Origin of the sequence: Marinomonas sp. (genome assembly GCF_039940335.1) — a bacterium.
In the GTDB taxonomy this organism is placed as follows: Bacteria; Pseudomonadota; Gammaproteobacteria; order Pseudomonadales; family Marinomonadaceae; genus Marinomonas.
Window position 1 is genome coordinate 57,275 of the sequence record NZ_JBDVGW010000010.1, and the last position, 24,560, is coordinate 81,834.

A 24,560-nucleotide genomic window follows, 5' to 3' on the forward strand; every position below is an offset into this window, starting at 1 on the left:
TTAATACTCTGATGACTCTTCTCTAAAACGTAACACTAATTCAACCAGTTTTGATAAATAGAAGCCAACAGACGCACCTTCATCACCACCTTTACCAATTAAATCCTCACCAACTACCGCCACGGTAGAGGTTCTGCATTCGAACTCAACTAAATAAGCTTGTTCTAGTTGCGAGCACCAAGACTGCGGTTGAGCAAGTAAATCCCCCAGCTCGGATAATACTGGAATCACCAAGCCCTTTTGTACGGCCTGTTCCAATAGATTTGACACATCCCAAGAAAATGACAAGCCATAAGCCGTACGAACCTCTTGTAACAAACCATTCAACGCGCTGCGCAATTGAAAAATGGCAGAACTTTCAAGTCCTGCACATAACCAATGCTCATTACAGGCTTGACTTTGCTGTATCAACCGACGGGCTGCGTCTAATTTTTGGTTGGTCGCGCTTGCGATACTCGCCCCTGTCATTTCTTTTTCTTACCCTCTTCGATGACCCATTTACTACCAACATAGAAAGCCTTCCAGCCAGTCGGCTTACCTTCTTCTTCTGTCATTACATACTGCTCTTTCGTTTTACGGCTGTAACGAATAACCGTTGGTCGACCTTCAGAGTCAGCAACAGGTGCGGTACGGAAGAAATGATACTTAGGATCAATCTGCTCCATATAAGGCAACAACTCACTCACTAGCGGCGCACGTGTTTCACGCTTACGAGGGAATTGACTGGCCGCCAAGAATAAACCGGTGGCCCCATCGCGCAATACATAATGATCTTCGACCTTAAGGCAGGCCAGATCCGGCATGGGTACAGGGTCCATTTTTGGTGGCGCAGCTTCGCCATTACGAAGTAGCTTACGAGTGTTCTTACAGGTTTCGTTGGTACAGCCAAAATACTTCCCAAAACGGCCTGTTTTTAACTGCATGTCGGAGCCACATTTATCACATTCCAATAAAGGACCGTCATAGCCTTTTATTTTGAAAGTACCAGTCTCGACTTCATAGCCAGAACACGATGGGTTATTACCACAAACATGGAGCTTGCGGTTCTCATCCATCAAGTAGCTGTCCATGGCAGAACTACAAATACTGCAGCGGCGCTTATTGATAAGGGCTTTAGACTCGCCTTCTTCATCATCCACGGCAACTGCTTCGTCGCCACGAACCAAGTTGATAGTGGCTTTACAACGCTCTTTCGGTGGCAAAGCATAACCAGAACAAGACATGAACACACCCGTACTCGCTGTACGAATCTGCATTGGGCGAGAACAAGTCGGACAAGCCACATCAGTCGGTGTCGGCTCATTGAGCATCATGCCCTGCTCAGGATCTTCAGCTTTCGCTAAAACACCACTAAAGTCATGGTAGAAAGCATTTAGCGCTTTAATCCAATTCTCGCGACCTTCAGCTATTTCATCCAACTGCTCTTCCATCTGCGCAGTAAAGCTAAAGTTCATTAGCGAATGAAAACTATCCACCAAGCGTTCAGTAACTATGTCTCCCATTTTCTCCGCATAGAAACGACGGTTTTCAACACGCACATAACCACGATCTTGGATGGTTGAAATGATTGATGCATAAGTTGATGGTCTGCCAATACCACGCTTCTCAAGCTCTTTTACCAAACTAGCCTCGCTAAAGCGGGCAATTGGCTTAGTAAAGTGCTGCTCAGGTAATAGCTGGTTAAGACTTAACGATTCACCTTTCGCTACATCTGGTAAGATATTGTCTTCACCTTTTTTCACAACCGTTTGCATGGCACGGGTATAACCATCAAAACGTAGAATACGGCCTTTGGCTTTAAACTCGTATTCATCACTGCTAACAGTAATGGTTGTAGAGGTATATTCAGCTGGTGTCATTTGACACGCCATAAATTGGCTGCGAATCAGGTCGTATAGGCGGTGTGAGTCTTTCTCCATCCCCAACAAATCATCAACACGTACATTAATATCAGATGGACGAATCGCCTCGTGTGCCTCTTGAGCCCCCTCTTTACTGCTATAACGAATAGGCTCAGCAGGCAAGTAAGCGTCGCCAAAATTAGTACCAATGTATTCTCTTAATGATTCAACCGCCTCTGCACTCAAATTAGTAGAGTCGGTACGCATGTAGGTAATGTAACCCGCCTCATATAGCCTTTGAGCTAACATCATGGTTTTCTTAACGCCAAAACCTAAACGTGTACTGGCCGCTTGCTGCAAGGTAGAAGTTATAAAAGGGGCTGAAGGCTTACTTTTTGTCGGTTTATCTTCACGACTGCTAACAACAAAATTAGCTTTTTCTAGGCGCGCTACATGTTTAGCAGACTGCTCACTGGTAGCCGGTCGATACTCCTTCCCTTGGTATTTTACCGCCTCAAACTTGATCACTTCTTTTGCCGGTGTTGCCAGCAAAGCATCTAACTCCCAAAATTCTTCAGGAACGAATGCTCGAATCTCTTTTTCGCGCTCAACGATTAACCTTACGGCCACTGATTGTACGCGACCTGCCGATAAACCACGGGCAACTTTCGCCCAAAGCAAAGGCGATACCATGAAGCCAACCACGCGATCTAGGAATCGTCGAGCCTGTTGAGCATTAACACGGTTCATATCAAGCTCAGATGGCGTCTCAAAAGCCGATTTAATCGCTTTTTTAGTGATCTCGTTAAAGACAACACGCTTGTAGCGGCTATCATCACCACCTATGGCTTCTCTTAAGTGCCACGCAATGGCCTCACCCTCTCTATCCAAATCGGTCGCGAGATAGATGGTATCAGCATTTTTTGCCAAGCGTTTAAGCTCATCAACCACTTTTTCTTTGCCGGGTAACACTTCATAGTGAGCGGCCCAGTCATTTTCTGGATCAACCCCCATGCGATTAATCAACTGAGAGCGTGCTTTTTTACGCTTGTACTCTACTTTGTCTTCTGGGCTCATTTTTCGCGTCAATGCCGCTTGCTTTGCTCGCTCTTGTGGCGTCGATGTCGCCGTCGCACCAGATGGTAAATCTCGAATGTGTCCTACACTCGACTTCACAACAAAGTCATTACCAAGGTATTTATTGATGGTTTTCGCCTTAGCGGGCGATTCCACGATAACCAGTGATTTTCCCATTGAACTATGTAAGCCTTTTATTAAGTACGTTTGCAAACCCTGCTTGCACGTAGTTTACGTCTTTGGGCGCTGATATTAAGCAAACACCTTTTATATAACAAGCAATCCCTGTAATGTTTCGCACATTAAATCTTGCCGAAGTCAGCATTTCTTATTTACCATACTGAATTCATTGCTTAAGGACAATCATGGCCACCCTTCAAATTCTAACCATAATCTTTCTCATGATCATCGTTGTGCTGTCCGTTATTGTTGGCACTCGCGCCCATCAAAAAGAGAAAGAAGCCACTGCAAGGCGCTTTAAGCAAATGCAATTGGCTAATCGGGCTGAACGAGTAGAACAACACATTAAAGGCCTAGTAGATATCAACACAGATACCATTGCCACCGATGTCCTTTATGATTTCTATCTAGACACACTTCGCGAACTTCTGCAACACGCCGATGACCCAGAGCGAGTCGAAGTCATGATCGCGAAAGCCGAAGAAGCAAGAGACAGTGGATCTGTGATATTCAACCCCGAGGCCGAAGCATTATCCTTCCAAGCGAAAACAAATTACAAAGAACGTCTTACCAAAGTCGCTAAAATGCTATTGTTTTTACGCCGCAAAGGCCGTATCAGCAACAACCACTACCAAGCTTGTTATGACTATTTACGTTGGCTGAACCTATGGATTCAACTTAATCGCCAACTGGTACAAGCAAACACTAATTTTCTTAACGGTGATGCTCGAGTTGCCCAAACCCTCTATGGTGTCATTTTGTCTCACATCAAGTCAGACAGCATTGAAAGACCAGAGAAGAAAATATTGGAAGACTTTGTAAAAGAGCGTATGAAAAAAATGCTCTCCCCAAGCATCGAAGCGGCTCAAAACGCAGAAGACCCGGAAGAAGCGCTGACGCAATTAATCCAAAACCTTGACCAACCGACACCACCAAGTCCGTAGTTAACCAGCTATTGAGTGTATTTTTTCTAGTTTATAGAGCAATTCACTCAAAGTTTCCAACATTGCCTCATCACCTCGCTCATGCCAATAAAAACTAACCCCTTCGGGCGTAATTTCCACCCCTCTTAAATACTTTTCATATTCCATTAAGATGTCGGTAACAGCCTGAGGGACTGACATGGCATTACTGCACCACCAGCCTTCACAAATTTCTACATATTTCCAGACATCATAAGGCAACAACCAAGTATTGGCTGGTAAACTGTCCACTGCTTTGGCTCGATATAAGCGGTAAGCACAAACATTTTGCGCGCTTGTTGTTTTATCCCACTTGTCAGGAAGATCTATTGAGGTAAGCTGAACAGTAAGACCTAATTGACGCGCCTTCATTCTGAGCGCCATTTTTAGTCGCTCCTTTTTGGGTGGCAAAACCCATAGTGCAGACCCCATTAAAGAGAGTGAAATAAAGATTATAATTAAAGCAGTCATTTTATAAATCTCTTAAGGTTTGAGACTATACTAACCAGTAGAGCCATTTTTTTAGTTGGAGGTAATCCATGATGTATAAACGAATAGTACTCGCAGTTGATCTTACCGATGAAAGTATTTTAGTCGCAAACAAAGCCCTATCCCTCTGCCAATCTACCGGTGCAGACCTCACCATCATTCACGTCATCGAGTCTCTTAACTATGCCTATGGCGGAGATGTGCCCATAGATGTGACAGACATTCAACAGCAACTAAAAGAAACGGCAAGCGAACGTATGGCTATTCTTGCTGCCCAGCTTGACCTACCTAACCAAGATACCTGCATTACTCAAGGTGGCATTGAAAGCGAAATCCATCGAATCGCCAAGGAAAAGCAAGCAGACCTAATTGTTGTCGGTAGCCACTGTAAGCATGGACTAGCCTTACTACTGGGCTCCACAGCAAGCGGCGTTTTGCATGACGCGCCTTGTGATGTATTAGCCGTACGCGTTAAAAAAGACTAAAGCCGATCAAAAAAGGCGATGTTTACACATCGCCTTTTTTATCAGTTACGAGTCCAACTCGTCCCCTCTCGACTATCTAACAGCTCTATACCTTGAGCGGCCAACTCATCACGTATCTCATCACTGCGGGCAAAGTTTTTATCTTTACGGGCCTGAGTTCTTTCATCGATTAAAGCCTGTATTGCCACTTCATCCAAACCGTCATTGATGACAGAGTTCTGCAAAAAATACTCTGGATCTTGATACAACAAGCCGAGTAAAGATGACAGAGATAAGAGCTCTGCCGCTAATTTCTCAGCTAGACCTGCATCCTCGGTTTTTGCTTTATTCAGCTCTCGAACCAACTCAAACAAAACAGAGACAGCCACAGGAGTATTAAAGTCATCCTTCATGGCGGTTTCAAAGCGTTCAGTGTAATCAGTCGCCTCATATCGCTCCGCCACAACCTGGTTGCGTAAAGCAGTATACAAACGTTCTAGAGCCACTTTAGCTTCATGTAAACTTTGGTCTGAGTAATCAATAGCACTACGGTACTGGCTGGATACCATTAAATAGCGAATCACTTCAGGGTTAAACTTTTCTAGCACATCACGTACCGTAAAGAAGTTACCTAAAGATTTAGACATCTTTTCGTTATTGACCCGAACCGCGCCACAGTGCATCCAGTAATTTACATACTGTTTTCCTGTCGCCGCTTCAGACTGAGCGATTTCATTTTCATGGTGCGGGAATTTAAGATCCGGCCCACCACCGTGAATATCAAAATGACTGCCTAGGCAACTGGTCGACATAGCGGAACATTCAATATGCCAGCCCGGACGCCCCTGCCCCCATGGAGAAGCCCAAGACACTTCGTCCCGTTTAGCTTGTTTCCACAGCACAAAATCCGCTGGATGTTCTTTCGCACTCTCCACATCAATACGAGCGCCTGCCAGCATTTCATCAAGTTTACGGTTATTTAGCTTTCCATATTCTTTGAATTTGTTGGCACGATAGTACACATCACCAGATGTTCCTTGATAGGCAAACCCTTTATCAATCAAGATTTGCACCATGTCGATAATTTCTTGCATGAACTCCGTGGCTTTAGGCTCTCGATCAGGCATTTTATTACCCAACTTAAGCTCATCTTCGCGTTGGGCAGCAATCATTCGCTCAGTTAAAGATTGAGTACTCTCGTTATTTTCTTGGGCACGCTTGATGATTTTATCGTCAACATCTGTGATATTGCGCACATAATTAAGGTCATAACCCAGGTGTCGAATAAAACGCGAAATAATATCAAAGGAGATCATGGCGCGCGCATGACCAATATGACAAAAGTCGTACACTGTGTTACCACACACATACATGCTGACCTTGCCTTCAACAATGGGTTTAAAGTCTTCTTTTTTACCCGATAGCGTATTATAAACTTTCAACATGCCTACTTACCTTTTGCCTCAATTTTTGCCCATGAATCACGTAGTGTAACGGTACGATTAAACACCATACCCTGCTCTTCTAGGTCACGACAAAAGTAGCCTTCACGCTCAAACTGGAAGCCTTGACCATTCTCTGAAGTCAACAAAGAAGGCTCTAATTTGGCATTGGTGATCTGAGTCCAAGACTCTGCGTTAATGAAGTCTAAGAAAGATTTACCTTCATGGTTAGCGTCCGGTGCTTCTTCATTAAATAAGCGATCATAAAGGTTCACAGTCGCGTCAACGGCATGCTTAGCACTAACCCAATGAATAACACCTTTTGGTTTGTAGCCTTCAGGGTTTACTCCCAAGGTGTTTTCATCATAACGACAACGCAACTCAACCACTTTACCGGCGTCATCCTTGATGGCTTCATCACAAATGATCACATAGCCGCCACGTAAACGTACTGCACCCTCAAGTGTTAAACGCTTCCACTTACGAGGTGGCACTTCGGCAAAATCTGCCTCATCTATATATAAAGTTTTGCTAAATGGCACTTCACGAGTGCCTGCATCTTCATTTTTAGGATGATTATTAACAGTGAAAATTTCTTCTTTGTCTTCTGGATAATTGGTCAAAACCACTTTAATAGGATTTAAAACAGCCATAGCTCGATTAGCATTAGCATCTAAATCTTCTCGAATAGCATGCTCCAGCATACCCATATCCACCACACTGTCGGATTTTGTCACACCAATACGCTCACAGAAGTTGCGAATAGAGGTAGGAGTGTAACCACGGCGTCGAAGGCCAGAAATGGTTGGCATTCGTGGATCATCCCAACCAATTACGTGTTTTTCGTCAACCAACTGCTTCAGCTTACGTTTACTGGTCACTGTGTAATTCAAGTTCAAACGAGCAAATTCAATCTGCTTAGGGTGTGCCGTCTGCAAGGTTTCAAGCACCCAATCATAAAGTGGACGGTGGTCTTGAAACTCAAGCGTACAGACAGAGTGAGTAATGTTCTCTAAGGCATCAGATAAACAATGAGTAAAGTCATACATAGGATAAACACACCATTTATCCCCTGTCTGATGATGATGCACATGACGTACGCGGTAAATGATTGGATCACGCAAGTTAATGTTAGGACTTGCCATGTCGATTTTAGCGCGAAGAACCACTTGACCGTCCGAATACTTACCCGCTTTCATATCCATGAAGATGGCAAGGTTTTCTTCTGGACTGCGATCACGGTACGGGCTATTTTTGCCTGGCTCTTTTAATGTGCCGCGATACTCACGCATTTGTTCAGCGTTTAATTCACAAACATAAGCTTTACCTGCTTGGATAAGCTGTACCGCAAAATCAAATAATTGATCGAAATAGTCTGAAGCAAACTTAGGCTCATCTTTCCACTCAAAACCTAACCATTCCACGTCACGTTTGATGGATTCGATGTATTCAACACTTTCTTTTTCTGGATTAGTGTCGTCAAAACGTAGGTTACATTGACCATTAAAACGTTGCGCCAAACCAAAGTTCAAACAGATAGATTTAGCATGGCCGATATGTAAATAGCCATTTGGCTCAGGTGGGAAACGGGTCATTACAACTCCGTCGTACTTTCCTGATTCGTTATCTTTATCAATAATTTGGGTAATAAAGTTACCGGGTTTTGACGTTTCTGACATGATAGATGTGAGTCCTGATAAATTTTCGACTAACCGTATTGTTACTTTAGCCAGCAAGTATATCTGATTTCCCTTTCATAGGGACAATGACAGACACTTTTTTCCACTAACTTTCCTCTAAAGCAAAAGATATTTGCCAAGAAAAAACACCAACACCCCTACAGAGATGGTTAGCAACTGTTGTTGCCGCCAAATCCCAATAGCAAACGCCGCACTAGCACCCCATAGCCAAGGGTTGGCTAAGCTCAAGGTTAACTGTCCATTAAGAACAAAGATCATTGGCGTAATGATGGCCGTTAGCACGGCTACTGGTACAAACTTTAGCGCTCGCTCCAGCCAGTCCGGCATTACGACTTTATGAGCTCTGGCAAACAAAACGAAGCGAACACCGAAAGTGACAATAAACATCCCAAAAATTATAAATACGCTATCCAACACTGACATTAGGCCTCTCCCTTTTTACTTACATTCAGCGTTTTCGCAACAAGTGTGTCAGCGACAAAACCAACCAGCACACCAATCAAAGCGGATAACAAAAGCCCAAGATTATTTGGTAACCCATTTAAAACCAGGGAAGCCATAGCAGAGGCAACCATAGCCAAAACAAAGGGACGCCTTTTCAAATGAGGTGTAATAATGCCGATGAAGGTCGCCACCATAGCAAATTCCAACCCCCACTCACTCATACCAGGAATCAATTCACCACTCATGAAACCAAGTAAGGTGGCCCCATTCCACATTAGGTAAAATGAGACAAAAGAGCCTATGTAAGCAAAATGCCCAGTTTGCTCATTAATTTGGCCTGATTGATACAAAGGACGCACCGCAGCGTAGGTCTCATCAATTAACCCAAAACCCATAAAAAGTCTTAAACCAAAGGGTAAATGCTTCACAAACTTCACTAGATCAGCGGCATATAGAAGGTGGCGGAGGTTGACAATAAAAGTAGTAGAAACTATCACCCAAATTGGCGCCCCAATGGAAATCAAACCGATGGCGACAAACTGAGCAGAGCCTGCAAAAACAATGGACGACATGGCAACAGCAAACCAAACGTTCAAATCGTTAGCGGAAGCTAACGATCCAAACAAGATACCAAAGGGTAATCCCCCTACCAACATAGGGATTGAGGTCATCGCACCAAGGCGCATTTGTGTAAAACCTTTCATATTGATATCACCACTGTTTCTCCATATACATATCTGCTCGTCGATACTCGCTCGGTAAAGTCTTTGGCATCAACACAAAGCCATTTTTCTCATAAAGCTGACGCGCCGCCTGCAAGCAGCTAGCCGTTTCCAAACAAAGTTTCTTGGCACCAAGCCCAATGGCACGCTGCTGACTAAGATCAATAAAAGCCTGACCCAAACCCTTTTTCTGATAATGGGCCGCTACCGCCAGCTTAGACAATTTAATCATTTTGTTTACTGGCGGCCCTAACACCAAACTCCCCAGCAAATTGCCCCGCTCACTAACGGCCAACCATATTTCCCCACCAGCAGATATCATTTGCTCAGGGCGAGTAAGTAGCTGATGATCGGCTTCTTCGATTTGCCCACTAAAATAACGCTGCAACCAATCCATATTGAGCTGATAGAAGGCATCTTGGTAAGCGCCATCATAGGGTACAAGCTGATAACCCTCCAAACGCTCCAGCACCTTGGTGGCAAAACTACCACAATGAACCTGACGTTCTAAATGTTCGATCGCCTGCATAAAATGTTCACTACGTTGCTGGCAAGTTTGTTCCAACAACCACTGCATTTCTTGCAAAATGGGTTCAAGCTGCGCCATGGTCTTCACAGCTTTTGGTGACAATTTCAACACAAAACGACGCTGGTCTTGTTTATCCATGTCTTTAAGTAACAAGCCCTCCTTAAGCATTTTACTGGTTTGTTTGCTGATCGCCGGATGGCTCAACTGCAAACTATGAGCAAGCTCCATGACAGACATGGCCCCTGAGCTTTGCAAGCTCCTTAAAATTGGGAAATACGTCGAAGACACAGGCACATGCTGATCATGGTAAATGACCTGCACCTCTTGAAATAGATAGTCACTTAAACGTTTTAAGCGACTCCCTAGGGACAAAACTCCAAATTCTTCCATTTAACCCTTCAATATAGGTAACCAGTTACATATATTGGAATATTAACCAAGCCCCCCCCTTTTAGCAAGACTGTAATGGCGTTAATTCTGCTACAATGGCGCTTTTGCTACACAGTAGGACCCCTTGTCATGAACCCCAAAGCTGTTGTTGTCTATTCTGGCGGAATGGACTCTTACACCGTTTTACACCACGCCCTGAAACAAAACCGACAGGTATTCGCCATTTCCTTTAACTATGGGCAGAAGCACAGCAAAGAATTGATTGTCGCTGCCGAAGTTTGCCAAAGCTTAAACATCCCTCACAAGGTAGTCGATATCACTAGTATTAACAGCTTGATGGCAGGCTCATCTTTAACTGGAGATGAAGCTATTCCTGAAGGTCACTATGAAAGTGATAATATGAAGTCTACGGTCGTACCCAATCGCAACATGGTACTACTTTCTATGGCGATCGCTTATGCCGTTTCTCTAGAGGCGGGTGAAGTCTATTATGGTGCCCACGCAGGTGATCATCATATTTACCCAGATTGCCGACCTGAATTTGTCAATGCGATGAATGCTGTATCGAAGATTGCCAATTACCAATCTGTAGAAATAGTCACCCCTTTCCTACATTCCTCTAAAGGGGAAATATTAGCCGCAGGGATAGCAATGAAGCTTGACTATAATCACACTTGGACCTGTTATAACGGCCGTGAGCGAGCCTGTGGTAAATGTGGTGCTTGCCACGAACGCCTTGAAGCCTTCGCCAAGCAAGGTGCGACAGACCCTTTACGTTATGAAACCCAATAAAAGTAACAGCACGAAATTTTGCCATCACGCTGGCATCATTAGGCACAAACACATAAAATGCCCGACAACAGCGTAGCCAGCCCAAAAGCTTACGGCTTTATTGTTTATTTTTAATAAATACAGGAATTTAAAATGATCATTTTGCATACAAACCACGGCGATATCCACGTTGAATTGGATTACGAAAAAGCCCCTAAATCTGCGAAAAACTTCGAAGAGTACGTTACATCTGGCTTTTACGACGGTGTTATTTTCCACCGTGTGATTAATGGCTTTATGGTTCAAGGCGGCGGCTTTGAAGCTGGCATGAAGCAAAAAGAAACCCTAACCGCTATAGAAAACGAAGCAGACAATGGCCTAAAAAACGAAGTGGGCACATTAGCGATGGCTCGCACCATGGACCCTCATTCTGCGTCAGCACAGTTTTTCATTAACGTAGCGGATAACAGCTTTTTGAACCACCGCAGCAAAACCACTGACGGCTGGGGCTATGCTGTATTCGGTAAAGTGACTGCGGGCATGGACGTAGTAAACAAAATCAAAGAAGTGAAAACAACCGTTAAAAGCGGCCACCAAGATGTGCCTGCTGAAGATGTTATTATTGAAAGTGCTGAATTGGTCGAAAACGAAGCGGAATGATTCGTTACTTCATATCCGACTTGCATTTAAGTGACAAACGCCCGGATCTTATCCGGGCATTTGTTCTGCTGACACAGTCACTAAAAGACACCAAGCCACCGGCACAACTCTATATCTTGGGTGATTTTTACGACGCTTGGATCGGCGATGATTTTCAATCTGAATGGAACGACACTATTGAGCAAGCCATCAAAAAATTACAGCAGGCCAATTGGCAAGTATTTTTTCTACATGGCAACCGAGATTTCTTAATCGGTAAAGAATGGTTCCATCGCACGGGTACCTCACCTCTCAGCGAACAAAGCCCCATTTCTGAGTTAAACTTGCTACTCGCTCACGGGGATGAGTATTGCACTGATGACAAAGAGTACCAAACATTCCGATCCATGGTGCGCTCTTCTGCTTGGCAACAACAGATCCTCTCCCTCCCCATTGAACAAAGACTGGCTCTTGCCGCTAAATTACGCAATGACAGCAAAACCAATTCAGCCGAAAAAAACATGGAAATAATGGACGTGACAAAAAGTGCTGTGGAAGCGTCTCTACACCAACATCAATGCCACAACATGATACATGGCCATACCCACCGCCCTGAAATCCACAATGAAACGAGTCATATACGCTGCGTTTTAGGGGATTGGGATAAATGTGTTTGGTTAGCGCGTATAGAAGAAAATGAATTCATTCAAAGCAAGTGTGATGTTGAATCGTTTATAACGTCTCAATTGAACGCGTTGGTTGAACAACACAGACAAAGACTGCGTCTGTAATGCAGAGAACAAGCTCTGCTCACACTCCGCCACATTACTCAATCTAAATGTAATAAGGCTTTAACCCAGTTGGTTTCTTTTTTATTGCGGGAACGTTCGTACTCCGTCTGTCTTTCCTGCAATATACCAATCGCCCGAAAAAAAGCATTGTTAACCATAACGGGGGTCAGCTCGATCGCATGTTTTTGTCGCCAATAAAGGGTCGCCTTGGTGGTTAATAATTGATAAAGATAATCCAGCTCCAGTGATCCACGATATATACTATCCAAATCAACCACATATTGGCTTTTCGAAATTTCCAATGCCATCCAATAGGTAACATCAGACAACTTATCTCCGTTTACTATACCCATATCACCACCTCCAACTTAAGAGTAGATAATATGAGTCTAGCAGGCTTTTAGAGATACACACCTAAATACACTGGTAAAAAACACTAACTCAAACTAACTTCAGCTGGTGGCCCACTGTGTACACGAAATTCCACATCAGGCTCGGTAATTAACTTCCCTTCTAACTCCCTAAAGAAAGCTACGCGTTCATCAATTGGCTCACCGGCGTATTCTTCTGCCAACGCTAAGTAATCTTCAAAGTGACGTGCTTCGGATTTCAGCAGAGAAAGGTAGAATTTTGAAAGTTCTTCATCCAAATGAGGTGCTAAAACCGCAAACCGTTCACATGAACGTGCCTCGACAAAGGCGCCAATGATCAAGGTGTCTACTAAACGTGCAGGCTCATGAGTACGAATATGCTTGCGTAGGCCATCTGCATAACGTGATGCAGTTAAATGCTCGTATGCCACGCCACGCTTACGCATAAGTTTATGCACTTGTTCAAAGTGCAATAGCTCTTCACGTGCCAAACGAGACATCTTATGCAGCAAATTATCTCTATCAACATATCGGTACATGAGACTCATCGCTGTGCTTGCGGCCTTTTTCTCACAATGCGCGTGATCATTAAGTAGCAATGATTGATTTTCAAGGGCCCAATTAAGCCAAGCTTTCGGGGACTCGCATGGCAAGAAATTAACGAGCTCAGGATACGCAGATAACATTATTCTACCTTTTATTCTAAAAAAAGCTGATTATACTCGTTATTATACCTTTTAGGCACCAACGTCTTGTTTTGGATATCAAATTTCTGATGAATGAATACTACGATCCACAAAAGCTAAAAATCAGTCAGCATGTCGGTGTTGAGCTGGACCCCTATGTACTCAACTACCCAGCAAATGACAGTAAAACTACCTGGGTAGCAGACCAAGGCGGGCGGCCTTTTGTGTTGCGTTTCTTTCAAACCAATAAGGGCAAAGTAGAAGATTTCCTCCAAAATGCCAGAAAGTATGCAGGCATCAAACACCCTGCCATTACCCCAAGCTACCCACCTTTCTATTCAAATTTATGGGTATTTTCTTGTGCTGCTGTGTGTGGTGGTGAGAATCTCAATAGCTTTCTTGGCAAATACCCAGATGGCGCCCCGCTCAATGTCGTCATCAGTCTATTTGACAATATTGCCAAGGCGTTAGATAAAGTTCACGAGAAAAACTTATCCCATGGACATTTGGATTTAAACGCCATTCACGTTGTTAATGGCACAGGGGTTATGACTGGCTTTGGCGCCCATCATTGGATGGATCGCATTTCTAAAGATGAAATGGATCCTAGGCTATTTCCACCCGAGTTCAAAAAGAAAGACCAAAAACGCGGACCAGCCGCTGACCGATACACTTTTATGCGCTTATTGATCGCAGCTTTATGTGGTGAATCCATTCTTGATAAAGAGCTCCCTGCCGCCTTACAAGACAATCACCCAACTTTAAGTGATCAAACATGGAGCAAACTAATTAAGTGGAGTCGCCCACAAGAAAGACATAGGCCTAAATCTCTGACAGAAGTTATGCAGATGCTCCGGGCCAACCTTTTCAAACCAGCCCCAACCAATACACCCCGCAAGCGACCAATCACCAGACAGATATCCCGTCGCTTAACGCCTAAAATACTTATACCAGCAGGTATATTAGTGACATTAACCGTCGTGGCCGCCAGTTTTTGGCCAGAGGATGAAAACCCAGCTCCGACGACTCCTTTAGTGATTGAACCAAAACCTGAAGAAAAAACGGCAGAAGAGATTTTCGAAGCCTTACCCCAAACCTTAGAAGAGCCACTGAAAGTGGGCGGCAAAGCCCCTAAGGTTGAGAAAATCGCCCCGACTGTATTTCAAATGGGAGATCAGCAAAGGATTGGTGACGACAACGAGCGCCCCGTTCATACTGTTGACATTCCGAAAGGGTTTTACTTTGGTAAATATGAAGTCACCTTTGATCAGTATGATCAATTCGCTAAGGCCACTGGTAGAACGTTACCCCCAGATAACGGCTGGGGTCGCGGAAAACGCCCTGTCGTGAATGTTAATTGGCACGATGCGAAAGCTTATGCCTTATGGATTTCTGAGCAAACTGGGCAAGAATACCGCCTGCCAACCGAAGTTGAATGGGAATACTCCGCTCGAGCGGACTCCGATACCTCTTACTGGTATGGGGAAAATGTTAAGCCTGGTTATAGCGTCTGTGACAGCTGTGGAAGCCAGTGGGACGGACTTTCAAGTGCTCCTGTGGGTAGCCAAGCAAGCAACCCTCTTGGCTTATATGACATGCATGGTAATGTGGCCGAATGGATAGAGGATTGCTACCACAATTCTTATGATGGCGCCCCCACTGATAATCAGGTGTGGCTTTCAGACCAATGTGACAGTCGTGTTATCCGCGGTGGGTCATGGTTTGATATTCCCAGAGTCGGTCGTAGCTCAACACGATACAGAGCCAACCCCGAATTAAGAGCCAGTAATTGGGGCTTCCGTGTGGTTCGTATTATTCACGAAAATGTGGAAAACCCTAAAACGGAATAATTCCACTAAATGTCACCTATTCGAAATTGTTATGATGCACCATAAGCTTTTAGTGCTATTTTTCTATAAAATAGCACTAACTAAATGAATGATTCTCGATTAGACGGACCTTAAAATCCGCCTACTGCATTAACTTATCAGTAATTTTTACTGATATAGCAACCAATATTCAGAGGTGAAAATGAGCCTGTATACTGCATACCTACAAGAAATAGAAGATCGAAAATTAGAAGGATTACATCCTAAGCCGATCGACAGCAGCGACCTACTAGCTGAAATCATTGCTCAAATTAAAGACACTCAAAATGAACACCGCGAAGCGTCTTTGAACTTTTTCATTTACAACACTTTACCTGGTACTACCAGCGCCGCTGATGCCAAAGCACAATTTCTAAAAGAAATTGCCCAAGGCGATGAAGTGGTTGCTGAAATTACACCAACGTTCGCCCTAGAGCTTCTTTCACACATGAAAGGTGGCCCTTCTGTTAAAGTATTGCTAGACCTTGCTTTATCTGATGACGCACAAATTGCTGCAGCCGCTGCAGAAGTTCTTAAAACTCAGGTGTTCTTGTACGAAGCCGACATGGAGCGCTTAGAAGCTGCTTATAAAGCCGGTAGCGCTATTGCAACAGATATCTTAGAAAGCTACGCAAAAGCTGAATTTTTCACCAAGCTTCCTGATATTGAAGAAGAAATTGAAGTTGTTACCTACATCGCTGCCGAAGGTGATATTTCTACAGACTTACTGTCTCCAGGTAACCAAGCTCACTCTCGTTCTGACCGTGAACTACATGGTAAGTGCATGATTTCTCCTGAAGCTCAGGACGAAATTAAAGCGCTACAAGCTAAACACCCTAACGCTAAAGTTATGTTGATTGCCGAAAAAGGCACAATGGGCGTGGGTTCTTCTCGTATGTCTGGTGTGAACAACGTAGCACTTTGGGCAGGCAAACAAGCTAGTCCTTACATTCCATTTGTTAACTTTGCACCGATTGTTGCGGGTACTAACGGCATCTCACCTATCTTCTTAACAACAGTAGGTGTAACAGGTGGTATTGGTCTTGACCTTAAAAACTGGGTGAAAAAATTAGACTCAGCTGGCAAACCAATGGTTGATGCGAATGGCGATACTATCCTAGAACAAGCTTACTCTGTTGAAACAGGTACAGTACTTACCATCAACACTAAAGAGAAAAAGCTTTATAAAGGTAGCGAAGCACTAGTAGATATATCTTCTGCCTTCACACCACAACAAGTAGAGTTCATGAAAGCGGGTGGTTCTTACGCCGTGGTATTCGGTAAGAAACTACAAACTTTTGCTGCCGAAACACTTGGCACTGAAATGCCTGCGGTATTCGCGCCAGCGAAAGAGATCTCTAACGATGACCAAGGCCTAACGGCTGTTGAAAAAATCTTCAACAAAAATGCTGTAGGCGTTACCTCTAAGAAAGCTCTACACTCAGGCTCCGACGTTCGCGTTAAGGTAAACATTGTTGGCTCACAAGATACAACAGGCTTGATGACCTCTCAAGAACTTGAGTCTATGGCAGCCACTGTGATTTCCCCAAGTGTTGACGGTGCTTACCAATCAGGCTGTCACACAGCTTCTGTATGGGACTCAAAAGCACAAGCTAACATTCCAAAACTTATGTCTTTCATGAACAAGTTTGGTTTGATTACTGCTCGTGATCCAAAAGGCGTTTACCCGCCAATGACAGACGTAATCCATAAAGTATTGAACGACATCACGGTTGACGATACCGCTATCATCATTGGTGGTGACTCTCACACTCGTATGTCTAAAGGTGTCGCATTCGGTGCTGACTCCGGTACTGTAGCCTTGGCACTGGCAACAGGTGAAGCAACTATGCCTATCCCTGAGTCTGTAAAAGTAACCTTTAAAGGTGAAATGCAGAGCCACATGGACTTCCGTGATGTGGTACACGCAACTCAAGCTCAGATGCTCAAGAAATTCGGTGGCGAGAACGTTTTCCAAGGCCGCGTAATCGAAGTACACATTGGTACTTTGCTTGCTGACCAAGCCTTCACGTTCACTGACTGGACTGCAGAAATGAAAGCGAAAGCTTCTATCTGTATTTCTCAGGACGACACCCTAGTTCAATCCCTTGAACTTGCGAAAAAACGCATTCAAATCATGATTGATAAAGGCATGGAAAACGAAGCACAAACACTTCACGGCCTAATCAAGCTTGCTGATAAGCGTATTGCTGGCATCCAATCTGGTGAGCAACCAGCGCTTGCACCAGACAACAATGCCAAATACTACGCAGAAGTTGTGGTTGACCTTGACGAAATCGTTGAACCAATGATTGCCGATCCAGATGTTAACAACGACGACGTTTCTAAGCGTTACACCCACGATGTTATCCGTCAGGTTTCTTTCTATGAGAACAAACCTGTTGATCTTGGTTTCGTTGGTTCTTGTATGGTTCACAAAGGTGACATGCAAATTATCGCTTCTATGCTTCGCAACCTTGAAGCTCAGAATGGCGAAGTTAGCTTTAAAGCCCCTCTTGTTGTTGCGCCACCAACTTACAACATCGTTGATGAGTTGAAAGCTGAAGGCGATTGGGAAATCCTTAAGAAATACGCTGGTTTCGAATTTGATGATGCTAAACCAAAAGGCGAAGCTCGTACTAAATACGAAAACATCCTATACCTAGAACGCCCTGGCTGTAACCTATGTATGGGTAACCAAGAGAAAGCAGAACCTGGTGACACCGTTATTGCAACCTCTACACGCTTATTCCAAGGCCGCGTTGTTGCCGATACGACAGAGAAGAAAGGTGAGTCTCTACTAGGCTCAACACCTCTTGTTGTACTTTCTTCTGTTCTAGGCCGCTTCCCTACTTTAGAAGAGTACAAGGCTTCTGTAGCAGGTATCAACCTGACTGATTTCGCGCCACCAGCGGAAGAAATGACAACAGCACCCGTTGAATTCATTCCTGTTAGCAACGTTTAAGTCAAAAATTAAACAACACTAACGAATGACAAAACCGCTGTGAAAAAATGCTAAGCATTTTGGATCAGCGGTTTTTTATTGCCCAAATTTTGACATTCAAACAGACACAAAAAAGCCCCGCTAAACGAGGCTTTATCAGTTAATGTTTTAAACCGTTAAATCACTTCACGCTCAACCAAGGCGTTAAATTCGGCTTGCTGCTGTCGCTCATCCGCACTTTCTACATCGTGAGCATTAATATGATGTTGGCGTCCTGTATGCTTAGCTTTATATTTAATTAACTGTTTTTCGAGTTTTCCTACCAAGAGGTCTAGGGCAGGCTTAAGTTGTTTATCCGTTTTAACGGTGGCAAAAAGGTCATGACCAGGAATGTGCACACTGGCTTCTACTATTAGTTCATGAATTTCATGTTTTTCGGTATTAAGAATCACTTTGATGCTGGTAATTTGGTTATTGATACGCGCCAAATGATCCATTTTTTCTTTAACCAATTCTTGAACTTCTTCACCTGATTGAACGTGGTGACCACTAATATTCAATGTATACATAGAAATTATCCTTCTGTGTTAAAAGTTTGTTTTTGCTAAGTTTTTGCTCTCCTTTGTTATGCTCATACTTATAATCTAAGGATGATGCGGGTAAATTTCAACGTCTAGAATGTAAATACTTGTGATGAATAATGGATTAAATATTAATACCAAACTTCAACCACTTAATAACCACTCCATGACTTATCAATAGCACAGCTTCATGTCACGAGCAATGATTTTTCAACGCCATAAAAAAAGGTGCTGACAATCACGTCAGCACCTTCTGTATCGCGTAAACGAATTCTGGCGATTAGTCAGCCAATAAGATTCGCAACATGCGACGTAGAGGTTCTGCAGCACCCCACAATAGCTGGTCACCTACTGAGAAAGCACTAATGTACTCAGGCCCCATATTTAACTTACGAATACGACCAACTGGAATGCCTAATGTACCGGTCGCTACCGTTGGCGTTAAACGCTCCATAGTCGCTTGCTTATCATTCGGCACCACATCAACCCATTGGTTGTGCTCAGCTAGCATACCTTCGATATCCGCCACAGGGATATCTTTGTTTAGCTTAATAGTGAAGGCTTGGCTATGGCAACGCATCGCACCAATACGTACACACAAACCATCAACAGGAATGATAGAACCTGTGTTGCCCAGAATTTTGTTAGTTTCCGCTTGAGCCTTCCACTCTTCACGGCTCTGGCCATTTTCCAGCTGTGAATCGATGTAAGGGATCAGGCTACCCGCTAACGGTACGCCAAACTGATCAACAGGCATGCTATTTGAGCGCATTTGCTGAGCAACTTTACGGTCGATCTCTAGAATGGCACTGGCAGGGTCTGCTAACTCAGTTGCAACAGAAGACTGTAGCATCCCCATTTGGTTAATCAGTTCACGCATATGACGAGCACCGCCACCAGAAGCTGCTTGATAGGTCATGGATGTCATCCATTCGATGTGACCTTTTTCAAACAAACCACCCAATGCTAACAACATCAAGCTAACGGTACAGTTACCACCTACAAAGGTTTTCACGCCATCTTGCAAACCTTGCTTGATAACGTTTTGGTTAACTGGATCCAATACAATGATGGCATCTTTTTCCATACGCAAAGAAGATGCGGCATCAATCCAGTAACCTTTCCAACCAGCCTTACGTAACTGAGGATAAATAGCCTTGGTGTAATCACCACCCTGACAGGTGATAATAATGTCCATTTTTTGTAGAGACTCAATGTCCATTGCGTCTTGTAAAAGTGGAATGTCTTGACCAATTTCAGGGCCTTTTTGACCTGCTTGCGAGGTGGTGAAGAAGACTGGCTCAATATGATCAAAGTCTTTTTCTTCTCGCATACGTTGCATTAGCACAGAACCGACCATTCCGCGCCAACCGACTAAACCTACAGTTTGTTTTGACATGGTTTTACTACCTTTTTTTGTGGGGTCGCTCATACCAAGAGCATTATCCCGAATGAAAACACTCAATAACCGTTTGCTATTAAGCTTTTAGTGCTGCTAGTACCGCATCGCCCATGGCTTGAGTACTAACTGTGTTACAACCATTTGATGCGATATCCGCTGTTCTTAGACCTTGATCTAGAACTTTGCTCACGGCAACTTCAATAGCATCAGCCGCTTGCTTGGCATTTAGAGAATAGCGTAACATCATAGCAACAGATAAAATTGTTGCCAATGGGTTGGCAATGCCCTGCCCTGCAATATCTGGCGCAGAACCATGACATGGCTCATACATACCACGGCCTTGTGCATTCAAGGACGCAGACGGCAACATGCCGATAGAGCCTGTCAGCATGGCAGCAGCGTCAGATAGAATATCACCAAACATATTGCCAGTAACCATTACATCGAACTGTTTTGGCGCTCTAACAAGCTGCATAGCAGCATTATCCACTAGCATGTGGGTTAATTCGACATCAGGATACTCTTTCGCCACTTCTTCCATGACTTCTTTCCAAAGTACAGTCACTTCAAGTACGTTGGATTTATCGATAGAGCATACTCGTTTGCCACGCTGACGAGCCGCTTCGAAAGCAGAACGGCCAATGCGACGAATCTCAGACTCGCTGTAAACATAAGTGTTGTAGCCTTGGCGCTCACCGTTATCTAGAGTACGAATACCTCGAGGTTGTCCAAAGTAAATACCTCCGGTTAACTCACGAACAATCAAAATATCTAAACCAGCAACGATTTCAGGCTTTAGGCTAGAAGCTTCAGCAAGCTGAGGGTACAAGATAGCTGGGCGCAGATTAGAGAAAAGTTCAAGATTAGAGCGTAAGCCTAACAAGCCTTTTTCTGGACGTACGGCCATGTCTAGACCATCCCATTTAGGGCCACCCACTGCACCTAGCAAAATAGCATCAGCGTTTTTGGCCTTATCAAGGGTAACCTCTGGTAATGGAGAGCCGGTTTCATCATAGGCAGAGCCACCAACTAGCGCTGACTCATGCTTAATGTCCAATGAGAACTGCTCAGTCACTGCATCTAAAACACGTACAGCTTGCTCTACGATTTCTGGACCAATACCATCACCTGGTAATATCAATACGTTCTGTGTCATCTTGCTACCTAAATCCTTAAATAATAATTGTCTGATTACTCACCACGGGATAAAAACAACCATGGCGCTTCATTCATGCGCTTCTCTTCGTAGCGGCGAATATGTGCTTCTTGCTGTAAGGTTAAGCCAATATCGTCTAGACCGTTCAATAGGCAATGTTTACGGAAACTATCAACGCTAAATTCAAACTTAGCGCCAGAAGGTGACGTAACCGTTTGCTCTTCAAGATCAACCACAATGTTAGCACCGGCGCTGGCTGTTACTTCTGCAAACAGTTGATCCACTTCTTCTGCTTGTAGAACAATCGGCAATAAACCATTTTTAAAACAGTTATTGTAAAAAATGTCGGCAAAGCTTGGCGCAATAATTGAGCGAAAACCGTAGTCATCTAAGGCCCACGGCGCATGCTCACGACTTGAACCACAACCAAAATTTTGACGAGCTAACAACACACTCGCACCAGCGTAACGCTCTTGGTTCAGTACAAAATCTTCACGTAAAGGGCGGCCCGTACATTCTTGGTCAGGCTGGCCTTCATCTTCATAGCGCAACTCGTCAAACAAGTTTTTGCCAAACCCAGTGCGCTTGATGGACTTCAAGAACTGCTTAGGGATAATCATGTCTGTATCAACATTAGCCAAATCAAGAGGTGCGGCTAACCCTGTATGTTTCGTAAAAGGACGCATAGTTTCTCCTAATTAAGGTCTAGTGTTTAACCAACTCGTTTACATCAACAAAGTGACCGGCAATTGCGGCAGCCGCCGCCATAGCAGGACTCACCAAGTGAGTACGACCGCCAAAGCCCTGTCGACCTTCAAAGTTACGGTTTGAAGTCGAAGCACAGTGCTCACCGCTACCTAATTTGTCCGCATTCATCGCCAAACACATTGAACAACCAGGTTCGCGCCATTCAAGACCCGCTTCTTCGAAAACTTTATCCAAACCTTCTTTTTCGGCTTGCGCCTTCACCAAGCCAGAGCCTGGAACGACAATCGCTTGTTTCAATGTCGTTGCAACTTTACGGCCTTTTACGACTTCAGCCGCAATACGAAGATCTTCAATACGTGAGTTGGTACAAGAACCGATGAAAACACGATCAAGGGTGACATCAGCTAAGCTGGTTTTGCCTTCAAGCCCCATGTATTTCCAAGCTCGAGCATAACCTTCTTTTTTAACGGGATCTGTTTGGTCTTCTGCTTTAGGAATAGGTTGATCAATGGCGATAACCATTTCTGGAGATGTTCCCCAAGTCACCTGAGGCTTAATATCTTCAGCTTTGATCACCACCACTTCATCAAACTTGGCATCAGTATCAGACACTAAATCTTTCCATGCGGCCACCGCCATATCCCACTGCTCACCTTTTGGTGCATAAGGGCGACCTTTTACGTACTCTAGTGTCGTATCATCAACCGCGATCAAGCCTACACGAGCGCCTGCTTCAATGGCCATGTTACAGACCGTCATACGACCTTCCATAGACAAAGATTGGATACCCGTACCACCAAATTCAATAGCGTAACCTGTACCACCCGCTGTACCGATCGCACCGATAATCGCCAACACAACGTCTTTTGCTGACACCCACGGAGACAATTCGCCGTCTACTCGAACCAACATGTTACGGTTTTTCTTTTGAACCAAACACTGAGTTGCTAGGACGTGCTCAACTTCAGAGGTACCGATACCGTGGGCAAGCGCACCAAATGCACCGTGAGTCGAGGTATGGGAGTCACCACAAACTACCGTCATTCCTGGAAGTGTGGCACCTTGCTCTGGCCCAACAACGTGCACAATCCCCTGACGTATATCTTTCATGTTGAATTCGGTAATGCCGAACTCATTACAGTTATCATCTAAAGTGGTAACTTGTATTTTAGAAACGGGATCTTCAATACCATCTACACCGTGAGCCCGCTCATTTTTAGTAGTGGGGACGTTATGGTCTGGAGTCGCCAAGCTAGAAGAAACTCGCCAAGGCTTGCGCCCAGCTATTCTTAGCCCTTCAAACGCTTGTGGTGAAGTCACCTCGTGAAGTAGCTGTAAATCAATATAAATCAAGGCACTACCATCGTCTCGTTGCTGGACTAGGTGACTGTCCCACAACTTGTCATAAAGGGTTCTTGCTGACATAAATTCTCTCCTAAATATCCTGTTGCGCTATCCTAAAACTTTGTATTAAATAACTCAAATTCATATTTTTCATGTTTTGGATAATTTCTTGGAATGATGGACATCACTGAACTCCTGACCTTTATTAAAGTGGCCGAATCCGCTTCATTTTCAGATGCTGCGAATCAGTTGTTTATTACTCAACCCGCCGCCAGTAAACGTATTGCGGCGCTGGAAAGCGCTTTGGGAGTTAAGCTTTTTGATCGTATTGGTCGACAGGTTCAACTTACCGAGGCGGGGTTGCGCTTGCTGCCTAAGGCAAAAAAAATTGCCGTGGATTTACAAGACATCAAACGTAGCATGACCCTACAAATGGAAGGCGTAAGTGGCGAGTTACGTATTTCGACCAGCCACCATGTGGGCTTAAGAAGACTTCCAAAATCCTTAAAGCGCTTCCAACAGGACTTTCCAAATGCCCAGCTGGAAATTGAATTTACTCAATCTGAAGATGCTTACCAGCAAATCCTTAAAGGCCAAGCCGAGCTTGCGATAATTACCCTTTCTCATGCAGAGCATCCAATGCTGGAATCTACCGCTATTTGGTCAGACCCGCTGACTTGCGTGGTGAGCGCAGATCACCCCTTGGCAAACCAAGCAAATTTGAGTCTTACAGATCTTGCTGACTATGCTTGTGTCTTGCCAAACAAAAATACCTTTACTCGACAAATTGCCGAACAAGCATTAGGCAAGCACGGCTTAAAACCCCAAGTAAGAATGAATACGAATAATTTGGAAACTTTAGCCATGCTAGTCAGCATAGGCTGGGGCTGGTCATTGCTACCCTCAACCCTAGTGGACGATAAACTGGTGGTATTAAACATTCCAGACGTTAACGTAGAAAGAAAGTTAGGGATTATTCACCACAAACAACGCACTCTTAGCCGAGCCGCTATTGCCTTCATGGAATTGTTGAAGAGCGAGATCATTCAACCTTGAATT

The 24,560-nt window shown here is 44.2% G+C and carries 23 protein-coding genes; 8 read left to right on the top strand and 15 right to left on the bottom strand.

All coding sequences use genetic code 11. The features are described from left to right. Together ABJF92_RS06415 and topA are read right to left on the bottom strand one after the other, a co-directional pair. On the bottom strand, positions 1-468 hold the full coding sequence (locus ABJF92_RS06415; RefSeq protein ID WP_446814980.1) for a DUF6586 family protein: 468 nt from the start codon (positions 466-468) through the stop codon (positions 1-3). Further along, complete coding sequence (gene topA, locus ABJF92_RS06420; protein WP_446814981.1) at positions 465-3,095, bottom strand: type I DNA topoisomerase; 2,631 nt, start codon at positions 3,093-3,095, stop codon at positions 465-467. The genes ABJF92_RS06415 and topA overlap by 4 nt, the downstream gene beginning before the upstream one ends. Positions 3,096-3,283: 188 nt before the next feature. On the opposite strand from topA, the gene ABJF92_RS06425 reads away from it, so the two are divergent. Next, positions 3,284-4,042, top strand: coding sequence for a DNA topoisomerase I (locus ABJF92_RS06425; RefSeq protein ID WP_446814982.1), 759 nt, complete (start codon positions 3,284-3,286; stop codon positions 4,040-4,042). Here the strand turns inward: ABJF92_RS06425 and ABJF92_RS06430 are convergent, their stop codons facing one another. Beyond that, positions 4,043-4,531, bottom strand: a complete 489-nt coding sequence (locus tag ABJF92_RS06430; RefSeq protein ID WP_446814983.1) for a hypothetical protein — start codon at positions 4,529-4,531, stop codon at positions 4,043-4,045. Between the two features lie 68 nt (positions 4,532-4,599). Between ABJF92_RS06430 and ABJF92_RS06435 the strand changes: the two genes are divergently transcribed. Beyond that, a complete protein-coding gene (locus tag ABJF92_RS06435; RefSeq protein ID WP_446814984.1) occupies positions 4,600-5,034 on the top strand; it encodes a universal stress protein in 435 nt (144 codons plus the stop codon). A 41-nt stretch (positions 5,035-5,075) separates the two neighbouring features. On the opposite strand, the gene cysS is transcribed toward ABJF92_RS06435, so the two are convergent. The 5 genes from cysS to ABJF92_RS06460 all read right to left on the bottom strand — a co-directional run bounded on the left by cysS (position 5,076) and on the right by ABJF92_RS06460 (position 10,240). Beyond that, a complete protein-coding gene (cysS, locus tag ABJF92_RS06440; RefSeq protein WP_446814985.1) occupies positions 5,076-6,458 on the bottom strand; it encodes a cysteine--tRNA ligase in 1,383 nt (460 codons plus the stop codon). Positions 6,459-6,460: 2 nt separating this feature from the next. Further along, a complete protein-coding gene (locus tag ABJF92_RS06445) occupies positions 6,461-8,134 on the bottom strand; it encodes a glutamine--tRNA ligase/YqeY domain fusion protein (RefSeq protein ID WP_446814986.1) in 1,674 nt (557 codons plus the stop codon). Positions 8,135-8,251: 117 nt separating this feature from the next. Further along, positions 8,252-8,578, bottom strand: coding sequence for an AzlD domain-containing protein (locus ABJF92_RS06450; RefSeq protein ID WP_446814987.1), 327 nt, complete (start codon positions 8,576-8,578; stop codon positions 8,252-8,254). Next, positions 8,578-9,303 carry an AzlC family ABC transporter permease gene (locus ABJF92_RS06455; protein ID WP_446814988.1) on the bottom strand — a complete coding sequence of 242 codons (726 nt, stop codon included), beginning with the start codon at positions 9,301-9,303 and terminating at the stop codon, positions 8,578-8,580. Before ABJF92_RS06455 ends, ABJF92_RS06450 begins: the two co-directional genes overlap by 1 nt. A 7-nt stretch (positions 9,304-9,310) precedes the next feature. Continuing rightward, positions 9,311-10,240 (bottom strand): bifunctional helix-turn-helix transcriptional regulator/GNAT family N-acetyltransferase, encoded by a 930-nt coding sequence (locus ABJF92_RS06460; RefSeq protein WP_446814989.1) that lies wholly within the window; start codon positions 10,238-10,240, stop codon positions 9,311-9,313. A 129-nt stretch (positions 10,241-10,369) separates the two neighbouring features. Here ABJF92_RS06460 and queC point away from each other — a divergent pair, with 129 nt between their 5' ends. From queC to ABJF92_RS06475, 3 genes are all read left to right on the top strand, one after another. Then, complete coding sequence (queC, locus tag ABJF92_RS06465) at positions 10,370-11,032, top strand: 7-cyano-7-deazaguanine synthase QueC (RefSeq protein WP_446814990.1); 663 nt, start codon at positions 10,370-10,372, stop codon at positions 11,030-11,032. Positions 11,033-11,164: 132 nt separating this feature from the next. Continuing rightward, on the top strand, positions 11,165-11,671 hold the full coding sequence (locus tag ABJF92_RS06470) for a peptidylprolyl isomerase (RefSeq protein WP_446814991.1): 507 nt from the start codon (positions 11,165-11,167) through the stop codon (positions 11,669-11,671). Next, positions 11,668-12,441, top strand: coding sequence for a UDP-2,3-diacylglucosamine diphosphatase (locus tag ABJF92_RS06475; protein ID WP_446814992.1), 774 nt, complete (start codon positions 11,668-11,670; stop codon positions 12,439-12,441). Before ABJF92_RS06470 ends, ABJF92_RS06475 begins: the two co-directional genes overlap by 4 nt. Positions 12,442-12,479: 38 nt before the next feature. On the opposite strand, the gene ABJF92_RS06480 is transcribed toward ABJF92_RS06475, so the two are convergent. Together ABJF92_RS06480 and miaE are read right to left on the bottom strand one after the other, a co-directional pair. Continuing rightward, positions 12,480-12,794, bottom strand: a complete 315-nt coding sequence (locus tag ABJF92_RS06480; protein ID WP_446814993.1) for a hypothetical protein — start codon at positions 12,792-12,794, stop codon at positions 12,480-12,482. An 83-nt stretch (positions 12,795-12,877) separates the two neighbouring features. Next, positions 12,878-13,498 carry a tRNA isopentenyl-2-thiomethyl-A-37 hydroxylase MiaE gene (miaE, locus tag ABJF92_RS06485; protein WP_446814994.1) on the bottom strand — a complete coding sequence of 207 codons (621 nt, stop codon included), beginning with the start codon at positions 13,496-13,498 and terminating at the stop codon, positions 12,878-12,880. Positions 13,499-13,587: 89 nt separating this feature from the next. Here miaE and ABJF92_RS06490 point away from each other — a divergent pair, with 89 nt between their 5' ends. Both ABJF92_RS06490 and ABJF92_RS06495 read left to right on the top strand, forming a co-directional pair. Next, positions 13,588-15,348: an SUMF1/EgtB/PvdO family nonheme iron enzyme gene (locus tag ABJF92_RS06490; RefSeq protein WP_446814995.1), complete on the top strand. Its 1,761-nt coding sequence runs from the start codon at positions 13,588-13,590 to the stop codon at positions 15,346-15,348. Positions 15,349-15,529: 181 nt separating this feature from the next. Beyond that, on the top strand, positions 15,530-18,331 hold the full coding sequence (locus ABJF92_RS06495; protein ID WP_446814996.1) for a bifunctional aconitate hydratase 2/2-methylisocitrate dehydratase: 2,802 nt from the start codon (positions 15,530-15,532) through the stop codon (positions 18,329-18,331). A gap of 155 nt (positions 18,332-18,486) precedes the next feature. Here ABJF92_RS06495 and hpf read toward each other — a convergent pair whose 3' ends face one another. The 5 genes from hpf to leuC form a co-directional block, all read right to left on the bottom strand. Beyond that, entirely contained in the window at positions 18,487-18,879 is a 393-nt protein-coding gene (hpf, locus tag ABJF92_RS06500; protein WP_446814997.1) for a ribosome hibernation-promoting factor, HPF/YfiA family, read from the bottom strand. 292 nt (positions 18,880-19,171) lie between these two features. Next, a complete protein-coding gene (gene asd, locus ABJF92_RS06505; RefSeq protein ID WP_446814998.1) occupies positions 19,172-20,290 on the bottom strand; it encodes an aspartate-semialdehyde dehydrogenase in 1,119 nt (372 codons plus the stop codon). Positions 20,291-20,369: 79 nt separating this feature from the next. After that, a complete protein-coding gene (leuB, locus tag ABJF92_RS06510) occupies positions 20,370-21,449 on the bottom strand; it encodes a 3-isopropylmalate dehydrogenase (protein WP_446814999.1) in 1,080 nt (359 codons plus the stop codon). Between the two features lie 35 nt (positions 21,450-21,484). Beyond that, positions 21,485-22,135 (bottom strand): 3-isopropylmalate dehydratase small subunit, encoded by a 651-nt coding sequence (leuD, locus tag ABJF92_RS06515; protein ID WP_445977037.1) that lies wholly within the window; start codon positions 22,133-22,135, stop codon positions 21,485-21,487. Between the two features lie 19 nt (positions 22,136-22,154). Continuing rightward, positions 22,155-23,582: a 3-isopropylmalate dehydratase large subunit gene (gene leuC, locus ABJF92_RS06520; protein WP_446815000.1), complete on the bottom strand. Its 1,428-nt coding sequence runs from the start codon at positions 23,580-23,582 to the stop codon at positions 22,155-22,157. A 93-nt stretch (positions 23,583-23,675) separates the two neighbouring features. On the opposite strand from leuC, the gene ABJF92_RS06525 reads away from it, so the two are divergent. Then, positions 23,676-24,557, top strand: coding sequence for a LysR family transcriptional regulator (locus tag ABJF92_RS06525; RefSeq protein WP_446815001.1), 882 nt, complete (start codon positions 23,676-23,678; stop codon positions 24,555-24,557). Positions 24,558-24,560 lie beyond the last annotated feature (3 nt).

Coding starts and splice junctions, on each gene's coding strand:
- ABJF92_RS06415 (WP_446814980.1), bottom strand. CDS start 468: ATGACAGGGGCGAGTATCGCAAGCGCGACCAACCAAAAATTAGACGCA.
- topA (WP_446814981.1), bottom strand. CDS start 3,095: ATGGGAAAATCACTGGTTATCGTGGAATCGCCCGCTAAGGCGAAAACC.
- ABJF92_RS06425 (WP_446814982.1), top strand. CDS start 3,284: ATGGCCACCCTTCAAATTCTAACCATAATCTTTCTCATGATCATCGTT.
- ABJF92_RS06430 (WP_446814983.1), bottom strand. CDS start 4,531: ATGACTGCTTTAATTATAATCTTTATTTCACTCTCTTTAATGGGGTCT.
- ABJF92_RS06435 (WP_446814984.1), top strand. CDS start 4,600: ATGATGTATAAACGAATAGTACTCGCAGTTGATCTTACCGATGAAAGT.
- cysS (WP_446814985.1), bottom strand. CDS start 6,458: ATGTTGAAAGTTTATAATACGCTATCGGGTAAAAAAGAAGACTTTAAA.
- ABJF92_RS06445 (WP_446814986.1), bottom strand. CDS start 8,134: ATGTCAGAAACGTCAAAACCCGGTAACTTTATTACCCAAATTATTGAT.
- ABJF92_RS06450 (WP_446814987.1), bottom strand. CDS start 8,578: ATGTCAGTGTTGGATAGCGTATTTATAATTTTTGGGATGTTTATTGTC.
- ABJF92_RS06455 (WP_446814988.1), bottom strand. CDS start 9,303: ATGAAAGGTTTTACACAAATGCGCCTTGGTGCGATGACCTCAATCCCT.
- ABJF92_RS06460 (WP_446814989.1), bottom strand. CDS start 10,240: ATGGAAGAATTTGGAGTTTTGTCCCTAGGGAGTCGCTTAAAACGTTTA.
- queC (WP_446814990.1), top strand. CDS start 10,370: ATGAACCCCAAAGCTGTTGTTGTCTATTCTGGCGGAATGGACTCTTAC.
- ABJF92_RS06470 (WP_446814991.1), top strand. CDS start 11,165: ATGATCATTTTGCATACAAACCACGGCGATATCCACGTTGAATTGGAT.
- ABJF92_RS06475 (WP_446814992.1), top strand. CDS start 11,668: ATGATTCGTTACTTCATATCCGACTTGCATTTAAGTGACAAACGCCCG.
- ABJF92_RS06480 (WP_446814993.1), bottom strand. CDS start 12,794: ATGGGTATAGTAAACGGAGATAAGTTGTCTGATGTTACCTATTGGATG.
- miaE (WP_446814994.1), bottom strand. CDS start 13,498: ATGTTATCTGCGTATCCTGAGCTCGTTAATTTCTTGCCATGCGAGTCC.
- ABJF92_RS06490 (WP_446814995.1), top strand. CDS start 13,588: ATGAATGAATACTACGATCCACAAAAGCTAAAAATCAGTCAGCATGTC.
- ABJF92_RS06495 (WP_446814996.1), top strand. CDS start 15,530: ATGAGCCTGTATACTGCATACCTACAAGAAATAGAAGATCGAAAATTA.
- hpf (WP_446814997.1), bottom strand. CDS start 18,879: ATGTATACATTGAATATTAGTGGTCACCACGTTCAATCAGGTGAAGAA.
- asd (WP_446814998.1), bottom strand. CDS start 20,290: ATGTCAAAACAAACTGTAGGTTTAGTCGGTTGGCGCGGAATGGTCGGT.
- leuB (WP_446814999.1), bottom strand. CDS start 21,449: ATGACACAGAACGTATTGATATTACCAGGTGATGGTATTGGTCCAGAA.
- leuD (WP_445977037.1), bottom strand. CDS start 22,135: ATGCGTCCTTTTACGAAACATACAGGGTTAGCCGCACCTCTTGATTTG.
- leuC (WP_446815000.1), bottom strand. CDS start 23,582: ATGTCAGCAAGAACCCTTTATGACAAGTTGTGGGACAGTCACCTAGTC.
- ABJF92_RS06525 (WP_446815001.1), top strand. CDS start 23,676: ATGATGGACATCACTGAACTCCTGACCTTTATTAAAGTGGCCGAATCC.